Raw genomic sequence first — 18,636 nt, 5'->3', positions numbered from 1 at the left:
CAGTCGGACGTGTTTCGATTCCCATCATGTCTGGAACACTAAAGCCGTAGATATCGGCATCAATCAACCCGACCTTCTTCCCTGCTCGTGCGAGGGCGACTGCTAAGTTAACGGAAACCGTCGATTTCCCGACGCCCCCTTTACCAGAAGCGATCGCGATGAACGTCGTACCAGATTCTGGTTTGAGAATTGATGGTGTCGTAGCTGCTTGAATCCCGTGATCACCGAGTGCCTCAAAACGGAGTCCCACCGTCTTGAATCCTTTTTCTTTCAGTTCCTTGACGATTTGCTGTTGGAGCACGAGTTGCTCCCCAGAACCGGATTGTGCTAAAGCGATTTTCAGACTGACATAATCACCTTTAATCCGGACGTCACGAATGCCGTTCGTATCTGCAAGCGGGCGGTCAATCGTCGGATCGACGAGCGTTCCGACTACCTCGCGAATTTCTTGTTCATTCAACATAGTGCCTTCCCCCTGAAAACGTTCGATTTAATCCCTATTAGTATAACAAAAATAAGAGAGCGCTTGCACATTTCGACACCGGAAAGGATGACTTTTCCATGTCCAGTGTCAGTTTTCATCATTTTACTCGATCATTCGCTCGTTTTAGAACATTCGGTTCCATGTACGAGGACCCACGACACCATCAACGTCAAGTCCTTGACGTGTTTGATAGGCACGCACCTTCTGAGCCGTCTCTGCATCAAAGCGCCGAGTCACGGTTGCTTTGACTGCACGCTGAATTCGTTCGATATCCCGTGGATTCATATTGGTTGCCCTTTGATACAACGGACGACCTGGATACGGAACGATCGCACGAGAGCGATTCGGCGTTTCTTCAGACACTCCTAGTAATTCAAAGTGTGGATAATCCTTAAAGCTCGTCCAGTCCCCACCCCAAGAAAAGCCACGTCGTTTCATCGCAGCAACAATCTTTTGAAAGCTTTGGTCATTTCGAAATAGCGCTTGTGTACCGTCTTGGGAATATTGAAAGAGGTCGACGGCAATTCCACGGTTATGATTCGATTGTCCCCCGCGTGCATTCGTTACGATTGGTCCCGGTAATGTCCGTCCCTGTGCGTACAACCGATTCTGTTCTGCAATCGATCGGTACCCTTGTGCGACGCCTACATAAATCCCTTGTGCATGCATCTCCCGAATGACCTCTTGCGTTCGTTTAGCGACTTCTCGTGACAGTCCCGAAGCATTCAACTTCCGATTCGCTCGCTCGAGTAACCAGCTGATCGATAATGCCATCTATGCTCACTCCCTTTGTCTCCTGTTCCCGAAAACAAAATCCGCTATACTTATGGAATGTAGAATGATTTTAACTCATATCAAAAGGAGCATCCTATGAAAAAACGCATCATTTGGACACTTAGCGTCACCTGTCTTTTACACCTTAGCTTCGTCCTGTATCTGACGCTGCAACTGACTGTCGCTACCAAGACGGAGTTACCGGACAATGCAACCGTCTTAAGTGAAGAAACCTCTTTTACAGGACATGTCGGTCAAACGACGGCACATACACCTACCCAATTCATACAATCTCTCTTTGTTTGGAGCATCCCGCTGACGATCGTCATCTTCTATCTTCTTCTGACGGTGTTGCACCGATTACGCTCCACTAAATCGACTTGACTTGAATCGCTGTTCTGACACCTCGTCAGGAGAGCGGTTTTTTAGTGCAAAAAAAAACCTCCCACCACAAGGGTGAGAGGGATTCGAAAATATTTAACTTTTTATCTCTCTTTATGCTAATTTAATTGAGCGACATAGTCTTCGTAATATTAGCCAAGCTCATTAACACTGATGTTATTTTTAGCCATAATAGTTTTTATGACTTCTATCCCAATTTCTTTAGAAAAATCTGTTTTAACAGTCGAGAGAAATTCTCTTTCGTCAGCTTTGTATAAACTTAGAACAGTAGGGATTAAGTAAAAGAATATGTACATAGGAACAACATACTCTATTTCTTCATTGTTCATAATACTAGTTATGCTTGATCTTTTCTCTACAACTATTCCTAACTCTTTACCTTCAGAGATTTCACTTAAATAAAAATTGATAGAAGCATCAGAAATCTGTAAATCTACTTTTATAGACGTGATAGGATGACCATTCGTTATAAATGCCTTAGTGATGATCAATTCTGCAGTTTGAGAGCTGTTTCCTTCAAACATATGATCTTGATTTATTACCATTCCAGTAAATCCGTTTATGTTATCTATCGATATGTTTCCATCTAACTCATAATCTTCTTTTATATATTTGAAGAAAAGCCAATGAAATAGATCTGAGTGAATGTTATGAGTTGCAGTCAAAGGTTCTATTGAATTTTCTCCGATTAATATTTTCACCCTTCTTAAACCATAAAATTCATTTGAAAAAATTACAACATGTATTTCGTTCGAAATCTCTACAAAAAGGACTTCAATTAATGCGATATTTAATCTTTCACTTTTCGGTAATAAATTTTTACCATCAGTAGGGTCAAAGACTCTCCTTGTACTAAATTCACATGACGCGGTTACTTTGAGGTATTTAAACTCTTGGTTAGCGTTTTCAAATTTAATTTGACTTGGATCAGATGCATTATTCCATTCGTACTTAAATGTTAACTCATCTTGATTTGCATCTGACGGTATATTTTTTACAGTCAATGGTTCATCGTGATCCCTTGTTAAAATTCTTTGCTGGACATCTTCAATGCTAGTAAAGCTTGTTTTCAGCTTTAATAAAGTATATCTTTGGCTCTTACTCAAATAGCTCATTTAATTCATCTACCCCTCTAAATTAATAGTGGAAACTTCGAATTTGCAGTATCTCTTCAGTAGTAAATTTGAAAAAGAATTAGAAAAGCTCAAATTAGCCTTAACCTCTCCTTGAGCAGAATTCATTAAGAGTAAGGAGAGATCTATGTCAAGTCGTTGTTCTTCATCAGAAGCTTGAAACAAAGAAAAGATGTCGCATTCTAGAGCTCCGTCTACAACCTTGTAATATTTACTATTACCGATAAATCCATTGTGAAGTTCTATAGCACACATGTTAGGATTCAAGCTTATCAACATCTTAGCTTGAAGCAAATCTTTTAATGCGTACAGCTGAAAAGATGAAAATTTTGTAGTCAAAGCTACTTTAAGGTACTTTGGTTGTCCTGGAGATTCTTTGAAATCAATTTCGTGTGCAATTTTACCTTTCTTGTCGTAAAAGGTAATGACCACTTTGGGTCGCGAGAAAAACATAAGCAACTTTTCAATTATTGTTAATATCGATAAAATTATTATGAAGATTAACGTGACCATAAGAGAAAAATACGTTCCAATCACGAGCGCAATTCTATCTTTGGGTACTTTTAAAGTTTCTAAGAGATAACTCTCGACAGTTGCATTGCTTTTTACTAATAAAAAAAGAGCTATTAAACTACTTAAAAGAGTCAGTAAAAAATCTGGAAGTTTAGTTTTTAATTTTTCTTTCATAATTTGTTAATATGTCCTGTAAATAAATATTCGATGAGATTAATAATATATGGGGAGTATTTCTCTGAAAAATTGTTCGGTACTGAAATATTTCCACTAGAATCAATTCTAATGGGATGTTTAGAGTCACATACAATTAAATCTATATATTTTATGGTTTGATCTTTACTTTCTAAGAAATCAAATGAGGCTTGAACATTTCTTTCTCTAGAAATTATTTCTTCTACAAATTCTTTTTCCTGATCTCCTTCATCTCCATCTTGTTTAAAAGAAAAATCTATAAATTTGTAGTTTGGATCCTCAGAAATTTCAAGTAATAAAGATAAAAACTTGTAATTAGTCATAATAAGAGGCTTAAAATAATTACTTATAAAATAGCTATTATTTTCGTGTATGTTTTTAAAGTAAACATCCGGAGTGAACGAGACACAAACATAAGGCTTACTTTCAACGAAGATAAGCCTTTCTTTTTCAGAGAATAGAGAAGAAATATTTTTTAATTCATTCACTGCCTTTTCATTTAATAAATGAATTGCCTTATAAGTTTTCATACTCTATTCTCCTTTCAATTTTTTATATTATGTAAATTATACCTTACCGTAGTTAATAGTTCTATTTTTTTATGTGTTAGTACGCTAAGACTTTTCTAATATATTTGTCCAAAAAAAAGCACCAGCAAGATGCTGATGCTTTAAATCTCTTAAATACGTTGTGATTAAATTAGATGATTGAACCAACTTGAACCAAGAAAACTTAATTTTCGCTGGTATATCAGTAACTCGATTAACGTTTCGAGAATTGTGGTGCACGACGAGCTGCTTTAAGACCGTATTTTTTACGCTCTTTCATACGAGCATCACGAGTCAAGAAGCCTTTCGCTTTGAGTGCGCCGCGGAATTCTGGATCCGCTTGAAGAAGAGCACGTGAGATACCGTGACGGATAGCGCCTGCTTGACCAGTGAAGCCGCCGCCTTTGACCGTTACGATTACATCGTACTTGCCTTCTGTTTCTGTGATTACGAGTGGTTCTTTTGCAGTCATGATCAATGTCTCATAACCGAAGTATTCGCTGATATCGCGACCGTTAACTGTGACTTTACCGTCTCCAGCAACGAGGAAAACGCGCGCTGCCGCGTGTTTCCGGCGACCAGTGCCGTAGTAACGTACATCTGCCATCGTGTAGTTCCTCCTAAATTCGTATTAACCGCGAAGTTCGTAAACTTCTGGTTGTTGTGCTTCGTGCTTGTGTGCAGCTCCAGCGTAGACGTGGAGTTTGTTGAACATTTGACGACCGAGGCTACCTTTTGGAAGCATCCCTTTGATCGCGAGTTCAAGCATGCGCTCAGGTTTGTTAGCAAGCATATCGCGTGCAACAGTCTGCTTTAAGCCGCCTGGATGACCAGAGTGACGGTAGTAGACTTTTTTGTCGAGTTTGTTACCAGTTAAAACGATTTTCTCAACGTTGATGAGGATAACATTATCCCCACAGTCAACGTGTGGTGTGAACGTAGGCTTGTGCTTACCACGGAGAAGTGATGAAACTTCGCTCGCAAGGCGACCGAGTGTTTTACCTTCAGCGTCGATAAGGAGCCATTTGCGTTCTACATCAGTAGCTTTCGCCATGAAAGTTGTGCGCATGTAAAATACCTCCTAAGGAATTAAAAGTTCTGTTTTTGATTTTTCATTTATTCACTAGGTGAATCTATCATAATCTTAGGTGTACGGGGCTAAGATTGTGGTTTCATAATAAATGAAATGCCAATAAACATTGTATGTTTTTTAATAGCCAATGTCAATTGCCTTTTTTCACTCCGGATAGAAAACTTCCCATAGATAGAGTCCATGAGGAGGCGCCGTCACACCTGCGACGTTTCGGTCCTTTGCCAGCAACATTTTTTTAATGTCCTCTGGTGCAAAACGACCGCGTCCGACGTCGAGTAACGTCCCGACCATGATCCGGATTTGATTATAGAGAAAACCACTGCCTTGGAACCGAAAAACGAGTTCGTCACCGATCGTCATCAACTCTGCCTCGTAAATCGTCCGGACCCGGTTATACGTTTCCGTCTTCGCGACACAGAACGAACTGAAGTCGTGCGTCCCGACGAGATGCGCCATCCCTTGGCGTATCCGCTCAAGATCAATCGGATACGGAACATGAACCGACAGATTCCGACGAAACGCATTTTCTTCGCGGCGGACGAAATAGCGGTATTCCTTCCCTACGACATCGTAACGTGCTTCAAAGGTCGATTCGACCTCCTCGCAGCTCCGGACACGAATATCCGCTGGTAAGAGCGTATTAAGTGCCTTAACGACGTTCTCCGGGGGAATCGCTAGTTCCGTATCAAAATGAATGACTTGCCCGTAGGCGTGAACTCTTGCATCCGTCCGTCCCGATCCGATGATCTTGATGGGATGTTTGTGCATCCGCGCAAGCGTCGTTTCAATCACTTCTTGAATCGTCAATCCGTTTGGTTGCACCTGATACCCGGCGTAGCCGGTTCCGTCATATTGAATCGTACATTTTAAACGACGCATTACCCGATCCCTCGCAATCCTACTAAACTGATCGTCAGGAGGACGAGTAGGATCATCAGACCCGTATCCCGCATCGTCCACTTGGACTCCCGTAGACGTGTCCGTCCCTCTCCTCCACGATAACCACGTGCTTCCATCGCTGTCGCAAGATCCTCTGCCCGCTTAAAGGCGGAGATGAACAAGGGAATCAATAACGGAATGATCGCTCGTAAACGTTCCTTGATCGGTCCTGCTGATAAATCAACACCACGCGCTTGCTGTGCCTTCATGATCTTCTCCGTCTCCTCTGCTAAGGTTGGTAAGAACCGAAGTGAGATCGATAACATGAGCGCGATCTCATGCGTCGGGACACGGACGACCTTGAACGGCTTCAACAACAATTCAATCGCATCTGTCAATTCGATCGGCGAGGTCGTCAGCGTGACGAGTGTCGTGATCGAGACGAGATAGAAGAAACGTAACGAGACGATGATCGCGAGTCGCAGTCCTTCTTCGTAGATCCGAAGCCAGCCGAACTCAAAGAGGACAGCCCCTTCGCGCGTGAAAAACAGTTGGATGACGAACGTAAAGACGATCAAGAACAGAATCGGTCGCAGTCCCTTTAGAACATAACGAAGCGGTAACCGACTACTCATGAGTGCTAAGAACGTAAAGACAAGTAAAAAAATGTTCGTTGCTGCATTGTTTGCGAGAAAGACGAGCGGAATGAAGCAAAAGGCGAAGATGATCTTCGCGAGTGCTGACGAGCGGTGCAAATACGACTGACCGGGAATATGTTGTCCGACGATCATTCGCTCACCCCTTTCGTCATCAACCAATCGATCAATTCAGTCTCCGTCCGGAGGTCCGGACGTTCTAGCCCACGCTGATCAGCGACTTGCCAAGCAAGCGATAAGACGTGTGGGAGATCGAGATGGAATTGCTCGAGTAGTGTTTCTTCTTTGAACAGGTCAAGCGGTAGTCCGTCAAACGCCACCTGTGCATCTTCCATGACGATCACGCGCTCGGCATACTCAAGCACCTGATCCATGTCGTGCGTGATTAGGAGCAACGTCATACCGGTTTCTGCATGGAGCCGGGCAAACAGACTCAGCATATGCTTGCGTCCTTGCGGATCGAGTCCTGCCGTCGGCTCATCGACGATCAACACGTCTGGTTGACTAGCGAGTACGCCGGCAATTGCAACACGCCTCATTTGCCCACCAGACAGGTCAAACGGCGAACGACTCCAAAAGACTTCATCGAGTCCGACAGTCCGTAATGCCTCTTTCGCTAATTGCTCAGCCGTTGCGGCATCATGACCGAAGTTCATCGGACCGAACATGACGTCTTTTAAGACCGTCTCTTCGAACAATTGATATTCCGGATATTGAAAAACAAGCCCGACGCGACGTCTTAATGGCTTGAGGTCCTGTTTTTTCTTCGGTTCGACGATGATGTCATCGACTTGTACCTTCCCCGCTGTCGGCTTGAGCAACCCATTGATGTGCTGCACGAGCGTCGATTTCCCGGATCCGGTATGCCCTACAAACGCAACAAGCGCCCCTGACGGAATCTCAAGATTCACATCACGCAGCGCGACTCGTTCGAACGGACTATTGAGTTGATACGTATAATTTAATTCCTGGATTAAGATTGGCATAAACGGTTCACCAATTCTCTTTCATCTAGTATCGTCTCCTCGAGTGAGAGACCTTGCGCCCGTAAACGTTCTTGTACCCGAACAACGAATGGAACATCGAGTCCGATGTCTTCTAAGAACGATGCATGACGAAAGACTTCCTGAGGGGATCCTTCTAATACGATTTTCCCGGCATCCATGACGATGACACGACTAGCTCGTAATACTTCGTCTAATTCGTGTGTAATCGCGATGACCGCCATTGGGTGAGTCGCATGGAGTTCTTGAACGGTCGACATGACCTCTTGTCGTGCTAATGGATCAAGCATCGATGTAGCTTCATCGAGCACGAGAACATCAGGGCGCATCGCAAGCGCCGAAGCGATTGCGACACGCTGCTTCTGTCCGCCGGATAGTTGATGGGGTTCCCGATCAACAAAATCCGTAAGGCCAACGCGCGCTAGACTGTCGTCGATACGACGAACCATTTCCTCGCGTGGCACACCCCAGTTTTCTAGAGCAAATGCCACGTCGTCGCGCACGGTCGTGCCAACGAATTGATTATCTGGATTTTGGAAGACGATGCCGATCGCTCGGCGCATCTCCCACAGTTGCTCCGGATTTGCACTTGAAAAGCGCTCAGCAACCGTAACGGTCCCTGTCTCCGGTAACAACAATCCATTAAACAATTTCGTCAGCGTTGATTTTCCAGAGCCGTTGTGACCAACGATAGCAACCCATTCACCTGAACGAATCGTCAGAGAGACCTCTTGTAAGGCTGCTTGTTCCTGTTCCGGATACCGATAGGTGACCTGTTCCAGTTCAATCAGCTTGTCCATGATCTCTCCTCCTTCATCAAATCAATACTTTCATTTTGTAGCAAAAGGGCAGAAGCGGGATACGCACTGCCCTTTTATGGCGAATCATTTAATGAGGATTAAACGAGTTCGATGATGACCATTTCTGCGCCGTCACCACGACGTGGTCCCATTTTCATGATGCGTGTGTAACCACCTTGACGCTCAGCAAAACGTGGAGCCACATCAGCGAATAATTTTTGGATCGCGTCTTGTGCTTTGCCCTCTGCGTTTTGACCAGCAGCTTCACGGCGAACGAACGATGCAACTTGACGACGAGCGTGGAGATCACCGCGTTTACCTAAAGTGATGAGTTTCTCTACGACTGGACGAAGTTCCTTCGCTTTTTGTTCTGTAGTTTGGATACGCTCATTGATGATGAGATCAGTCGCAAGGTCACGCAAAAGTGCCTTACGTTGTGAGCTTGTACGGCCTAATTTCGAGTATGCCATGGATGGATTCCCTCCTTCGTGCAATTAATAGTATTAGTCTTCTTTGCGCAAGCCTAGTCCGAGTTCGTCGAGTTTCGCTTGAACTTCCTCGAGTGATTTACGTCCGAGGTTACGGACTTTCATCATCTCGTCTTCGCTCTTGTTCGCGAGTTCTTGAACCGTGTTGATACCAGCGCGTTTCAAACAGTTGTACGAACGAACTGAGAGATCGAGTTCTTCGATCGTCATTTCGAGTACTTTTTCTTTTTGATCTTCTTCCTTTTCGACCATGATTTCAGCATGGAGCGCTTCGTCTGTAAGACCAACAAAGATGTTTAAGTGTTCTGTCATGATTTTCGCACCGAGTGACACTGCTTCTTCAGGGCGGATTGAACCGTCCGTCCAAACATCAAGCGTCAATTTATCGAAGCTCGCATCTTGACCAACACGTGTTTTTTCAACTTGATAATTTACACGTTGAATTGGCGTGTAAATTGAGTCGATTGGGATGACACCAATTGGCATATCGTCCCGTTTGTTATCTTCAGCCTGAACATACCCACGACCACGGCGTGCTGTAAGACGCATATGAAGTGATGCACCTTCTGCAAGCGTTGCGATGTGAAGTTCTGGGTTGAGGATTTCGACGTCGCTGTCATGCGTAATGTTCGCAGCAGTGACAACACCAGCGCCTTGAATATCGATCTCAAGCGTTTTCTCTTCTTCCGAGTACACTTTGAGGGCGAGTTTCTTAAGGTTCAAGATGATTTGGGTAACGTCTTCTACAACGCCATCAATCGTCGAGAACTCATGAAGAACGCCATCGATTTGGACTGCAGTGACTGCAGCACCCGGAAGTGAAGACAATAGGATACGACGCAATGAGTTACCAAGCGTTGTACCGAATCCACGCTCAAGCGGCTCAACTACGAATTTACCAAACGTAGCGTTCTCGCTTAACTCGATCGTTTCAATCTTCGGTTTTTCGATTTCGATCATCTGAACCCCTCCTTGAATATCGTCATGTTGGCCATCGCGTTCAATCGCCAACCGCCTTGTGTACGTTTCTACTGCCTTGCTTGGTCAAACGATCAACAAAAGTCTACTCGAATCCCCGCTCTGCAGTACAAGACGGGTTACACGCGACGACGTTTTGGAGGGCGGCAACCGTTGTGTGGTACTGGAGTAACGTCACGGATTGCAGTGACTTCGAGACCGATTGCTTGAAGAGCACGGATAGCTGCTTCACGACCTGCACCAGGACCTTTAACGTTAACTTCTACAGTACGCATACCGTTATCCATTGCTGTTTTAGCAGCTGTTTCAGATGCCATTTGTGCAGCGAAAGGAGTCGATTTACGTGAGCCTTTGAAGCCCATGTTACCTGCAGTTGCCCAAGAGATTGCATTCCCTTGCATATCAGTGATCGTAACGATCGTGTTGTTGAATGTTGAACGGATATGCACGATACCAGATTCAATATTCTTTTTGACTTTACGTTTACTACGAACGTTCTGTTTGCGTTTTGCCATCTTAGTTTACCCTCCCTTACTTCTTCTTGTTCGCTACTGTACGGCGTGGGCCTTTACGAGTACGCGAGTTGTTTTTAGTGTTTTGACCACGAACTGGAAGACCACGACGGTGACGAACACCACGGTAGCAACCGATTTCGATCAAACGTTTGATGTTGAGTGAGATTTCACGACGAAGGTCACCCTCAACTTTGATTTTGTCTAAACCATCACGAAGTTGGTTCAATTGTTCCTCAGTCAAGTCGCGAGTACGAGTATCTTCAGAGATACCAGTTTCTTTCAAGACTTTTTGAGCAGTCGTTTTACCAACACCATAGATGTAAGTGAGTGAGATGACGATGCGTTTCTCACGTGGAATATCTACACCAGCAATACGTGCCATGTGTGCACCTCCTTGTTTAATTACCCTTGTTTTTGTTTATGCTTAGGGTTTTCGCAAATAACCATTACTTTGCCTTTACGGCGGATAACTTTACATTTTTCACAGATCGGTTTAACCGAAGGTCTTACTTTCATTGTGAATACCTCCTCCTGAAAAAATCGGAGTTTTTATTTGAAACGGTATGTGATCCGTCCGCGAGTCAAGTCGTATGGTGACAACTCAACCGTTACTTTATCTCCTGGCAAGATCCGAATGAAGTGCATCCGAATTTTTCCTGAGACGTGCGCGAGGACCGTGTGGCCGTTTTCTAACTCCACCTTAAACATCGCGTTTGGAAGCGGCTCGATAACCGTACCTTCCACTTCGATTACATCTTGTTTCGCCATCAATTATACCCCTTTCTCTATAAAGTTGATTGGGAGCCCAGACGATTTGTAGCGCTAGGGGCTTTCTACAAGAGCCATTGAGAGATCATCGGTCACAAACACGAGTGGATACTGGCTTATAGAAAGGTGACACCAATAACGCGCACAGCTCACTCTGCATCGACCGTTAAGATCTCGTAGCCGTCGTCTGTGATGGCGATGGTGTGCTCAAAGTGGGCGCACATGCTACCGTCCACCGTCACTACCGTCCAATTGTCGGATAGTGTGCGAACATAGCGTTTCCCGACGTTGACCATTGGCTCAATTGCCAGTGTCATGCCGGTTTTCAGGCGCGGCCCTTTCCCCGGTGGTCCATAATGTGGAATTTGCGGATCTTCATGCAAATTTTGTCCCACGCCGTGGCCCACATATTCGCGGACTACAGAAAAATTCGCTGCTTCAACATGTGACTGAATCGCATGCGAAATATCTGTCAGGTGCACGCCAGCTTTGGCGCGCTCCAATCCTTTATACAGAGATTCTTCAGTTACGTCAAGTAACCGCTTCGTCTCTTCAGAGATTGTACCTACCGGATATGTCCAGGCTGAATCTCCGTGATACCCATTGTACTCTGCTCCGATGTCAATCGAGATGATGTCACCGTCCTGAAGTACACGATCTCCCGGAATACCATGGACAAGCTCTTCGTTCACGGAAGCACAGATGCTACCCGTGAAACCATTATACCCTTTAAACGATGGTGTTGCCCCTTGACTTCGAATATAGCGTTCAGCGATCGCGTCGAGTTGCCCCGTCGTGATACCTGGGCGAATGTGAGCTTGAAGCTCCTTATGCGTCCGGGCGACGATTTGTCCTGCCTTACGCATGATGTCGATTTCACGCGGCGCTTTCGTGATGATCATTACTGATCACCAAGGAGTGCCTGAACATCGGAATATACATCGTTGATTGGACGATCACCGTCCAAATTACGAAGATACCCTTTTTCTGCGTAAAAGTCAATCAAAGGTTGCGCTTGAGCGACGTTGACTTCCAAGCGACGACGTACTGTCTCCTCTTGGTCATCTTCACGTTGTACAAGTGCTGATCCGTCGATATCACAGATCCCCTCCACTTTTGGTGGGTTGTAGAGAACATGATACGTTGCTCCGCAAGTTGGGCAAATCCGGCGACCTGTCAAACGAGGGACAAGTTTCTCCGGGTCTACACCGATGTGGATGACGTGATCAATTTGTTTGCCCAGATCTTCAAGTAATGCTTCAAGAGCATCTGCTTGTTTCACTGTGCGTGGGAAACCGTCAAGGAGAAAACCATTTGCACAGTCTTCTTTGGCGAGACGCTCACGTACGATGCCGATTGTGACTTCGTCCGGAACGAGTTCCCCTTTATCCATGTATGATTTCGCTTCTTGTCCGAGTGGCGTTGAATCTTTGATCGCCGCGCGGAACATGTCGCCTGTCGAGATGTGGGGGATCGCATAGTCTTCGATGATTTTCGCAGCCTGCGTTCCTTTACCAGCACCCGGCAAACCCATCAATACTAGATTCATGTCGGTAGCCTCCACTTCTATAGCTCTATAGACACAACAGAAAGGAAAGGGATGGTCCCCTTCCTCCCGCCTTATCGGATAAAGCCTTTGTAGTGTCGTTTAACCAATTGACTTTCAATCTGTTTCATCGTCTCTAGTCCTACACCGATGACGATCAACAAGCTCGTTCCACCAATCTGCACCGAGTTCGGTAAGCCAGCAAACTTAATGAAGAATGTCGGCGTCACCGCGATGACAGCGAGGAAGAGTGAACCGAAGAATGTCAGACGGTATAGAATCTTCGTGATGTACTGCTCCGTTTGCTTACCAGGACGAATACCAGGAATGTATCCGCCTTGTTTTTGAAGGTTCTCTGCCATTTGTTCCGGGTTAACCTGAACGAATGTGTAGAAGTACGAGAACGCGATGATCAGTGCCACATAGATCGACATACCGATTGGACTCGTATAGTCGAAGATGTCACGGATCTTCGTTGCCGTCTCCGGACTTGCAAAGAAACTCGCAATCGTTGGTGGCGTCACCATGAACGACACCGCGAAGATGACTGGAATAACACCGGCAGCGTTCAATTTGATCGGCAAGTGTGCCGATTGACCGCCAACTGGTGTCCGGTTCACCGTACGCTTAGCGTACTGAATCGGAATCTTACGTGCAGCTTGCTGGACGTAGATGACTCCGACGATGACCGCGATGATGATTAAAAGCAAGAGTACGATATAAAGCACGTTTACAAACAAAGCATCCCCTGCATTTTGGAGCTTCGTTTCGTAAATCTGGCGGAATGCATTCGGGAAGCCCGCGACGATCCCAGCGAAGATGATCATTGATATCCCGTTACCAATGCCCTTCTCCGTGATGAGTTCACCGATGAACATCAAGAATGCTGTTCCCGCTGTCAATACGAGTGCAATCATAACGTATGTCCAGGTGCCGAACTGTTCGTCGACAAGACCTGGGTAGATACGGTTAAATCCAAGCGCGATTCCAAACGCTTGGACTAAGCCGAGTACGATCGTTCCATAGCGCGTTACCGTTGCTAACTTCTTACGGCCCGCCTCTCCTTGTTTTGCCCATTCGGCAAACTTTGGAACAACGTCCATCTGTAAGAGTTGGACAACGATCGAGGCCGTGATATACGGCATGATTCCCATCGCAAAGAGTGAGAAATTCTGCAAAGCATTCCCACCGAACGAGTTCAAGAAACCAAGAATACCATTCTGGTCGATCTTGAACACTTCCGTGTTTACCATTGGCACCGGGATATGTGCTCCGATACGGAACACGATGACCAAGGCCAAGGTAAAGAGAATGCGCCGACGAATGTCGGCTACGCGCCACATATTGGAGATCGCTTGAAACATTAGATCACCTCAACCGTACCGCCGGCAGCTTCGATTGCTTGCTTCGCAGCGTCGGAGAACTTATGAGCTTTAACTGTTAGTTTCTTTTCGATCTTACCGTTAGAAAGAATTTTCACGCCGTCTTTCATGCCTTTGACTGCACGAGTCTCGACAAGAAGTTCTGGAGTGACTTCAGTTCCTTCTTCAAAACGGTTGAGTGTGTCAAGGTTAATGACCGCGAACTCTTTACGAGTTGGGTTGTTGAAGCCGCGTTTTGGTAAACGACGGTAAAGTGGGTTTTGTCCACCTTCGAAACCTGGACGAACACCACCGCCTGAACGAGCTTTTTGACCTTTGTGACCACGGCCAGAAGTCTTACCGTTACCAGAAGACATACCGCGACCTACACGGTTGCGTTCTGAACGTGAACCAGCAGCTGGTTTCAATTCATGGAGTTTCATAGTGGGGCACCTCCTCATAAAATTATATCGAACTATTACTCTTGAATTTCTTTTACTGTCACTAAGTGTGACACGTGGTTAATCATCCCACGCATAGCAGCGTTGTCAGGTACGACAACAGTCTGGTGCATCTTACGGAGACCAAGCGTACGAGTAGTAACGCGTTGGTTCTCCGGACGACCGATCATGCTGCGTGTGAGGGTAACTGCGAGTTTCGCCATCTGTTTTCCCTCCCTTTCTTAACCGCGAAGTTCTTCGACGGTTTTACCGCGGAGTTTCGCAACTTCTTCAGCACGTTTGAGTGATGTGAGACCTTCGACAGTCGCACGAACCATGTTGATTGGAGTGCTTGATCCAAGTGATTTTGAAAGAATGTCGTTGATTCCCGCTAATTCGAGAACCGCACGAACTGGACCACCAGCGATGACTCCAGTACCTTCAGAAGCAGGCTTCAAGAAGACGTGACCTGCACCGAATACACCGTTGACTTCGTGTGGAATTGTTGTGTTAACGATTGGAACGTTAACCATGTTTTTCTTAGCATCTTCGATTGCTTTACGGATCGCTTCAGGCACTTCCTGAGCTTTACCCGTACCGAAACCTACGTGACCATTCTTGTCACCAACGACGACGAGTGCAGCAAAACGGAAGCGACGGCCACCTTTTACTACTTTCGCGACGCGGTTTACGGTAACAACGCGTTCTTCGAGTTGATCCATGTTAATTTCTAACTGGCGCATGTAGAGGTTCCCTCCTTTTCTATTAGAATTTGAGACCAGCTTCACGAGCTGCTTCAGCTACAGCTTTGATACGTCCATGATAGAGATATCCTCCACGGTCGAAAACGACTGTTTCGATACCTTTTTCAAGAGCGCGCTCAGCTGCGAGCTTACCAACTGCTGCCGCAGCGTCAGTCGTGTTGCCTTTTTCAAGGTCGAGTGATGATGCAGATGCGAGTGTTGCATGTGTTGCATCGTCAATGACTTGTACGTAAATGTTCTTGTTCGAACGGAATACGTTCATACGTGGACGTGTTGCAGTCCCGATGATTGTACGACGGACACGACCATGACGTTTTTTACGCGTAGCGTTTTTATCTGCCTTTGAGATCATTTATGCCACTCCTTTCCGGTCAATTCGCATGTGCGAATTACTTACCTGTTTTACCTTCTTTACGACGAACGACTTCATCACTGTAACGAATACCTTTACCTTTGTACGGCTCAGGTTGACGGTACGAACGGATCAATGCAGCGACGTGACCAACACGTTCTTTGCTGATTCCGCGAACGATGAGTTGCGTATTCGTAGGAACTTCGACTTCGATGCCTTGTTCCGGAGTGTACTCGATTGGGTGTGAGTAACCGAGGTTGAGTACGATTTTGTTACCTTGCTTTTGTGCACGGTAACCAACACCTTGGATATCGAGTGTCTTAGCGAAACCGTTGCTTACACCTTCAACCATGTTCGCGATAAGCGCACGAGTCGTTCCGTGGATCGTACGGCTTGCTTTCTCGTCGTTCGGACGAGTGACAGTCAATTCATTACCTTCTACGTTGATCGCCATAGCTGGGCTGAACTCGCGTGAGAGTTCCCCTTTAGGACCTTTTACCGTAACCGTGTTGTTTTCAACTGTTACTGTAACGCCTGCTGGGATGACGACTGGCTTTTTACCAATACGTGACATTTAAGACACCTCCGTTCTTTTTATGCGTGTATTACCAGATGTATGCGATCACTTCGCCGCCGACTTTTTGTTGGCGAGCTTCTTTGTCAGTCATTACACCTTTAGATGTTGAAACGATAGCGATTCCGAGACCACCGAGTACTTTCGGGATTTCATCAGCTTTCGCGTAAACGCGAAGACCTGGTTTCGAGATACGTTTGAGTCCAGTGATAACGCGCTCGTTGCTTGCGCCGTATTTAAGGAATACGCGGAGCGTACCTTGTTTGCTGTCCTCGAGATATTCAACATCGCGGATGAAACCTTCACGTTTGAGGATTTCAGCGACTTCACGTTTGATTGTAGAAGCTGGCATTTCCAACTTCTCATGGCGAACCATGTTTGCATTACGAATGCGTGTAAGCATATCTGCAATCGGATCTGTCATAACCATGCGATGTACCTCCTTTCACAACTTTAATGAATTACCAGCTTGCTTTTTTAACACCAGGGATTTGACCTTTATGAGCAAGATCACGGAACTTAATACGGCTGATACCGAATTTACCAATGTAACCGTGTGGACGGCCAGTGATACTACAACGGTTGTGTAAACGAACCGCTGAAGAGTTACGTGGGAGTTTGCTCAAGCCGATGTAGTCGCCTTGTGCTTTCAATTCTGCGCGTTTTTCAGCGTAGCGCTCAACGAGTGCTTGACGTTTTACTTCACGTGCGATCATTGATTTCTTAGCCATGTTGTCGACCTCCCTTATTTTTGGAATGGCATGCCGAGTGCAGTGAGAAGCTCACGTGACTCTTCATCCGTGTTAGCAGTAGTTACGATAACGATGTCCATACCACGGACTTTCGATACGCGATCGTAGTCGATCTCTGGGAAGATCAATTGTTCCTTCACGCCTAGCGTGTAGTTACCACGGCCATCGAAAGATTTTTTCGATACGCCACGGAAGTCACGTACACGTGGAAGTGACACGTTGATCAACTTGTCGAGGAATTCGTACATGCGCTCGCCACGAAGTGTAACCTTCGCACCGATTGGCATACCTTCACGAAGTTTGAAACCAGCGATTGATTTCTTAGCTTTCGTGATGAGTGGCTTCTGACCAGTGAGGAGCTGAAGCTCTTCAACTGCCATGTCAAGTGCCTTAGAGTTCGTAACAGCGTCACCAACACCCATGTTGATTACGATTTTATCGACTTTCGGCGCTTGCATTACAGAACTGTAATTGAATTTCTCCATCATTACTTTGACGATTTCGTCTTGGTATTTAGCTTTTAAACGGTTCATCAGAAAGTGGACCTCCTTTCTTTAAATCTTCTTATTTATCTAAAGCTTCGCCCGATTTTTTAGCGATACGTACTTTCTTGCCGTCAACCACAGTGAAACCAACGCGTGTTGGGTTACCTGTCTTAGGGTCGATGAGCATAACGTTCGATACGTGAATCGGTGCTTCTTTCTCGACAATTCCGCCTTGCGGGTTGAGTTGAGAAGGTTTTGAGTGTTTTTTGATCATGTTAACGCCTTCGACGATTACGCGATCTTTTTTAGGCATAGCTGTAAGGACAACGCCTTGTTTGCCTTTGTCTTTACCAGTCATAACCTGAACTTTATCACCTTTTTTGACATGCATCGTTAGAGCACCTCCTTGTAGGAATTCTTTGGAATTAAAGTACTTCCGGTGCCAACGAGACGATCTTCATGAAGTCTTTTTCACGAAGTTCGCGTGCGACTGGTCCGAAGATACGTGTGCCACGTGGGCTTTTGTCATCTTTGATGATGACTGCTGCGTTTTCGTCAAAACGGATGTACGAACCGTCTTTACGACGAACGCCACGTTTAGTACGAACGACTACTGCGCGTACAACTTCACCTTTTTTGACAACGCCACCTGGTGTTGCTTGTTTTACTGTACAAACAATAACGTCACCGATGTTAGCAGTTTTACGACCAGAACCACCGAGGACTTTGATCGTCAAGACTTCACGAGCTCCTGAGTTGTCTGCTACTTTTAAGCGAGATTCTTGTTGAATCATACGATTGTACCTCCCTCCGGATGTTTATTCACCCGAACTAATTAGAGTTTAGATGATTACTGCTTCTTCAATGACTTCTACGAGACGGAAACGTTTGTCCTTAGATAATGGACGTGTTTCTTGAATGCGTACAACATCACCGATTTTAGCTGTGTTGTTTTCATCATGCGCTTTGTACTTTTTAGAGTAGTTTACGCGTTTGCCGTAAAGCTTGTGCTTTACTTTTGTTTCAACTGTAACTACGATCGTTTTGTCCATTTTGTCAGAAACGACGCGTCCAGTTAACACTTTGCGGTTGTTAGTGCGTTCCATTGAGTGTTCCTCCTCTCAGAATCCGA

At 45.4% G+C, this 18,636-nt stretch carries 32 protein-coding genes (1 of these 32 cut by a window edge); 1 reads left to right on the top strand and 31 read right to left on the bottom strand.

Features of this window, described 5'->3' with window-relative positions:
- Together ACN9MT_RS00875 and ACN9MT_RS00870 are read right to left on the bottom strand one after the other, a co-directional pair.
- A protein-coding gene (locus ACN9MT_RS00875) for an Mrp/NBP35 family ATP-binding protein (protein ID WP_023466657.1) crosses the window boundary here: on the bottom strand, nucleotides 1-463 show its 5' end (the start). 569 nt of this gene lie to the left of the window's left edge; only the first 463 of its 1,032 coding nucleotides appear in the window; its start codon is at nucleotides 461-463; its stop codon lies off the left edge, out of view.
- A gap of 144 nt (nucleotides 464-607) precedes the next feature.
- Nucleotides 608-1,258, bottom strand: coding sequence for a M15 family metallopeptidase (locus ACN9MT_RS00870; RefSeq protein ID WP_426272585.1), 651 nt, complete (start codon nucleotides 1,256-1,258; stop codon nucleotides 608-610).
- 96 nt (nucleotides 1,259-1,354) lie between these two features.
- Between ACN9MT_RS00870 and ACN9MT_RS00865 the strand changes: the two genes are divergently transcribed.
- Entirely contained in the window at nucleotides 1,355-1,642 is a 288-nt protein-coding gene (locus tag ACN9MT_RS00865; protein WP_426272584.1) for a hypothetical protein, read from the top strand.
- Between the two features lie 149 nt (nucleotides 1,643-1,791).
- Here the strand turns inward: ACN9MT_RS00865 and ACN9MT_RS00860 are convergent, their stop codons facing one another.
- From ACN9MT_RS00860 to rpsQ, 29 genes are all read right to left on the bottom strand, one after another.
- Entirely contained in the window at nucleotides 1,792-2,775 is a 984-nt protein-coding gene (locus ACN9MT_RS00860; RefSeq protein WP_426272583.1) for a hypothetical protein, read from the bottom strand.
- Between the two features lie 9 nt (nucleotides 2,776-2,784).
- A complete protein-coding gene (locus tag ACN9MT_RS00855) occupies nucleotides 2,785-3,480 on the bottom strand; it encodes a hypothetical protein (protein WP_426272582.1) in 696 nt (231 codons plus the stop codon).
- The gene (locus tag ACN9MT_RS00850; protein ID WP_426272581.1) at nucleotides 3,477-4,031 is read right to left on the bottom strand and encodes a hypothetical protein; all 555 of its coding nucleotides are present in this window, start codon (nucleotides 4,029-4,031) and stop codon (nucleotides 3,477-3,479) included. The genes ACN9MT_RS00855 and ACN9MT_RS00850 overlap by 4 nt, the downstream gene beginning before the upstream one ends.
- 232 nt (nucleotides 4,032-4,263) lie before the next feature.
- On the bottom strand, nucleotides 4,264-4,656 hold the full coding sequence (gene rpsI, locus ACN9MT_RS00845; protein WP_023466655.1) for a 30S ribosomal protein S9: 393 nt from the start codon (nucleotides 4,654-4,656) through the stop codon (nucleotides 4,264-4,266).
- A gap of 24 nt (nucleotides 4,657-4,680) precedes the next feature.
- On the bottom strand, nucleotides 4,681-5,118 hold the full coding sequence (gene rplM, locus ACN9MT_RS00840) for a 50S ribosomal protein L13 (RefSeq protein WP_023466654.1): 438 nt from the start codon (nucleotides 5,116-5,118) through the stop codon (nucleotides 4,681-4,683).
- Nucleotides 5,119-5,286: 168 nt separating this feature from the next.
- The gene (gene truA, locus ACN9MT_RS00835) at nucleotides 5,287-6,021 is read right to left on the bottom strand and encodes a tRNA pseudouridine(38-40) synthase TruA (protein ID WP_426272580.1); all 735 of its coding nucleotides are present in this window, start codon (nucleotides 6,019-6,021) and stop codon (nucleotides 5,287-5,289) included.
- Nucleotides 6,021-6,812 carry an energy-coupling factor transporter transmembrane component T family protein gene (locus tag ACN9MT_RS00830; RefSeq protein ID WP_035399348.1) on the bottom strand — a complete coding sequence of 264 codons (792 nt, stop codon included), beginning with the start codon at nucleotides 6,810-6,812 and terminating at the stop codon, nucleotides 6,021-6,023. Before ACN9MT_RS00830 ends, truA begins: the two co-directional genes overlap by 1 nt.
- Nucleotides 6,809-7,663, bottom strand: a complete 855-nt coding sequence (locus tag ACN9MT_RS00825) for an energy-coupling factor transporter ATPase (RefSeq protein ID WP_368916116.1) — start codon at nucleotides 7,661-7,663, stop codon at nucleotides 6,809-6,811. Before ACN9MT_RS00825 ends, ACN9MT_RS00830 begins: the two co-directional genes overlap by 4 nt.
- On the bottom strand, nucleotides 7,651-8,481 hold the full coding sequence (locus tag ACN9MT_RS00820; RefSeq protein ID WP_023466650.1) for an energy-coupling factor ABC transporter ATP-binding protein: 831 nt from the start codon (nucleotides 8,479-8,481) through the stop codon (nucleotides 7,651-7,653). Before ACN9MT_RS00820 ends, ACN9MT_RS00825 begins: the two co-directional genes overlap by 13 nt.
- 98 nt (nucleotides 8,482-8,579) lie before the next feature.
- Entirely contained in the window at nucleotides 8,580-8,951 is a 372-nt protein-coding gene (gene rplQ, locus ACN9MT_RS00815; protein ID WP_023466649.1) for a 50S ribosomal protein L17, read from the bottom strand.
- A 33-nt stretch (nucleotides 8,952-8,984) separates the two neighbouring features.
- Nucleotides 8,985-9,929: a DNA-directed RNA polymerase subunit alpha gene (locus ACN9MT_RS00810; RefSeq protein ID WP_023466648.1), complete on the bottom strand. Its 945-nt coding sequence runs from the start codon at nucleotides 9,927-9,929 to the stop codon at nucleotides 8,985-8,987.
- Nucleotides 9,930-10,066: 137 nt separating this feature from the next.
- Nucleotides 10,067-10,462, bottom strand: a complete 396-nt coding sequence (rpsK, locus tag ACN9MT_RS00805) for a 30S ribosomal protein S11 (protein ID WP_023466647.1) — start codon at nucleotides 10,460-10,462, stop codon at nucleotides 10,067-10,069.
- A 16-nt stretch (nucleotides 10,463-10,478) separates the two neighbouring features.
- The gene (gene rpsM, locus ACN9MT_RS00800; protein ID WP_023466646.1) at nucleotides 10,479-10,844 is read right to left on the bottom strand and encodes a 30S ribosomal protein S13; all 366 of its coding nucleotides are present in this window, start codon (nucleotides 10,842-10,844) and stop codon (nucleotides 10,479-10,481) included.
- Between the two features lie 20 nt (nucleotides 10,845-10,864).
- Nucleotides 10,865-10,978, bottom strand: a complete 114-nt coding sequence (rpmJ, locus tag ACN9MT_RS00795; RefSeq protein WP_003156543.1) for a 50S ribosomal protein L36 — start codon at nucleotides 10,976-10,978, stop codon at nucleotides 10,865-10,867.
- A 33-nt stretch (nucleotides 10,979-11,011) separates the two neighbouring features.
- A complete protein-coding gene (gene infA / locus ACN9MT_RS00790) occupies nucleotides 11,012-11,230 on the bottom strand; it encodes a translation initiation factor IF-1 (RefSeq protein ID WP_012369032.1) in 219 nt (72 codons plus the stop codon).
- 149 nt (nucleotides 11,231-11,379) lie between these two features.
- Nucleotides 11,380-12,132 (bottom strand): type I methionyl aminopeptidase, encoded by a 753-nt coding sequence (map, locus tag ACN9MT_RS00785; protein WP_023466644.1) that lies wholly within the window; start codon nucleotides 12,130-12,132, stop codon nucleotides 11,380-11,382.
- Nucleotides 12,132-12,779 (bottom strand): adenylate kinase, encoded by a 648-nt coding sequence (locus ACN9MT_RS00780; protein WP_023466643.1) that lies wholly within the window; start codon nucleotides 12,777-12,779, stop codon nucleotides 12,132-12,134. Before ACN9MT_RS00780 ends, map begins: the two co-directional genes overlap by 1 nt.
- Nucleotides 12,780-12,850: 71 nt before the next feature.
- A complete protein-coding gene (secY, locus tag ACN9MT_RS00775; RefSeq protein WP_023466642.1) occupies nucleotides 12,851-14,140 on the bottom strand; it encodes a preprotein translocase subunit SecY in 1,290 nt (429 codons plus the stop codon).
- On the bottom strand, nucleotides 14,140-14,580 hold the full coding sequence (rplO, locus tag ACN9MT_RS00770; protein ID WP_035399353.1) for a 50S ribosomal protein L15: 441 nt from the start codon (nucleotides 14,578-14,580) through the stop codon (nucleotides 14,140-14,142). Before rplO ends, secY begins: the two co-directional genes overlap by 1 nt.
- 35 nt (nucleotides 14,581-14,615) lie before the next feature.
- The gene (gene rpmD / locus ACN9MT_RS00765) at nucleotides 14,616-14,801 is read right to left on the bottom strand and encodes a 50S ribosomal protein L30 (protein ID WP_023466640.1); all 186 of its coding nucleotides are present in this window, start codon (nucleotides 14,799-14,801) and stop codon (nucleotides 14,616-14,618) included.
- A gap of 18 nt (nucleotides 14,802-14,819) precedes the next feature.
- On the bottom strand, nucleotides 14,820-15,320 hold the full coding sequence (gene rpsE, locus ACN9MT_RS00760; RefSeq protein ID WP_023466639.1) for a 30S ribosomal protein S5: 501 nt from the start codon (nucleotides 15,318-15,320) through the stop codon (nucleotides 14,820-14,822).
- A 22-nt stretch (nucleotides 15,321-15,342) separates the two neighbouring features.
- A complete protein-coding gene (gene rplR, locus ACN9MT_RS00755; protein ID WP_023466638.1) occupies nucleotides 15,343-15,693 on the bottom strand; it encodes a 50S ribosomal protein L18 in 351 nt (116 codons plus the stop codon).
- 37 nt (nucleotides 15,694-15,730) lie between these two features.
- Nucleotides 15,731-16,267 (bottom strand): 50S ribosomal protein L6, encoded by a 537-nt coding sequence (rplF, locus tag ACN9MT_RS00750; RefSeq protein WP_023466637.1) that lies wholly within the window; start codon nucleotides 16,265-16,267, stop codon nucleotides 15,731-15,733.
- Between the two features lie 31 nt (nucleotides 16,268-16,298).
- A complete protein-coding gene (rpsH, locus tag ACN9MT_RS00745; RefSeq protein WP_012369023.1) occupies nucleotides 16,299-16,697 on the bottom strand; it encodes a 30S ribosomal protein S8 in 399 nt (132 codons plus the stop codon).
- A 31-nt stretch (nucleotides 16,698-16,728) separates the two neighbouring features.
- On the bottom strand, nucleotides 16,729-16,998 hold the full coding sequence (gene rpsN, locus ACN9MT_RS00740; protein ID WP_023466636.1) for a 30S ribosomal protein S14: 270 nt from the start codon (nucleotides 16,996-16,998) through the stop codon (nucleotides 16,729-16,731).
- 14 nt (nucleotides 16,999-17,012) lie between these two features.
- A complete protein-coding gene (gene rplE / locus ACN9MT_RS00735; protein ID WP_023466635.1) occupies nucleotides 17,013-17,552 on the bottom strand; it encodes a 50S ribosomal protein L5 in 540 nt (179 codons plus the stop codon).
- 31 nt (nucleotides 17,553-17,583) lie between these two features.
- Nucleotides 17,584-17,895, bottom strand: a complete 312-nt coding sequence (gene rplX, locus ACN9MT_RS00730; RefSeq protein WP_012369020.1) for a 50S ribosomal protein L24 — start codon at nucleotides 17,893-17,895, stop codon at nucleotides 17,584-17,586.
- Between the two features lie 34 nt (nucleotides 17,896-17,929).
- On the bottom strand, nucleotides 17,930-18,298 hold the full coding sequence (rplN, locus tag ACN9MT_RS00725) for a 50S ribosomal protein L14 (RefSeq protein ID WP_012369019.1): 369 nt from the start codon (nucleotides 18,296-18,298) through the stop codon (nucleotides 17,930-17,932).
- 48 nt (nucleotides 18,299-18,346) lie between these two features.
- Entirely contained in the window at nucleotides 18,347-18,610 is a 264-nt protein-coding gene (gene rpsQ / locus ACN9MT_RS00720) for a 30S ribosomal protein S17 (protein ID WP_023466634.1), read from the bottom strand.
- Nucleotides 18,611-18,636 lie beyond the last annotated feature (26 nt).

This window comes from Exiguobacterium sp. R-17, from assembly GCF_049913315.1.
Lineage (GTDB): Bacteria > Bacillota > Bacilli > Exiguobacteriales > Exiguobacteriaceae > Exiguobacterium_A.
The sequence above is the reverse complement of the archived record's forward strand: the minus strand, read 5'-3'. Positions and strand labels throughout refer to the sequence as shown.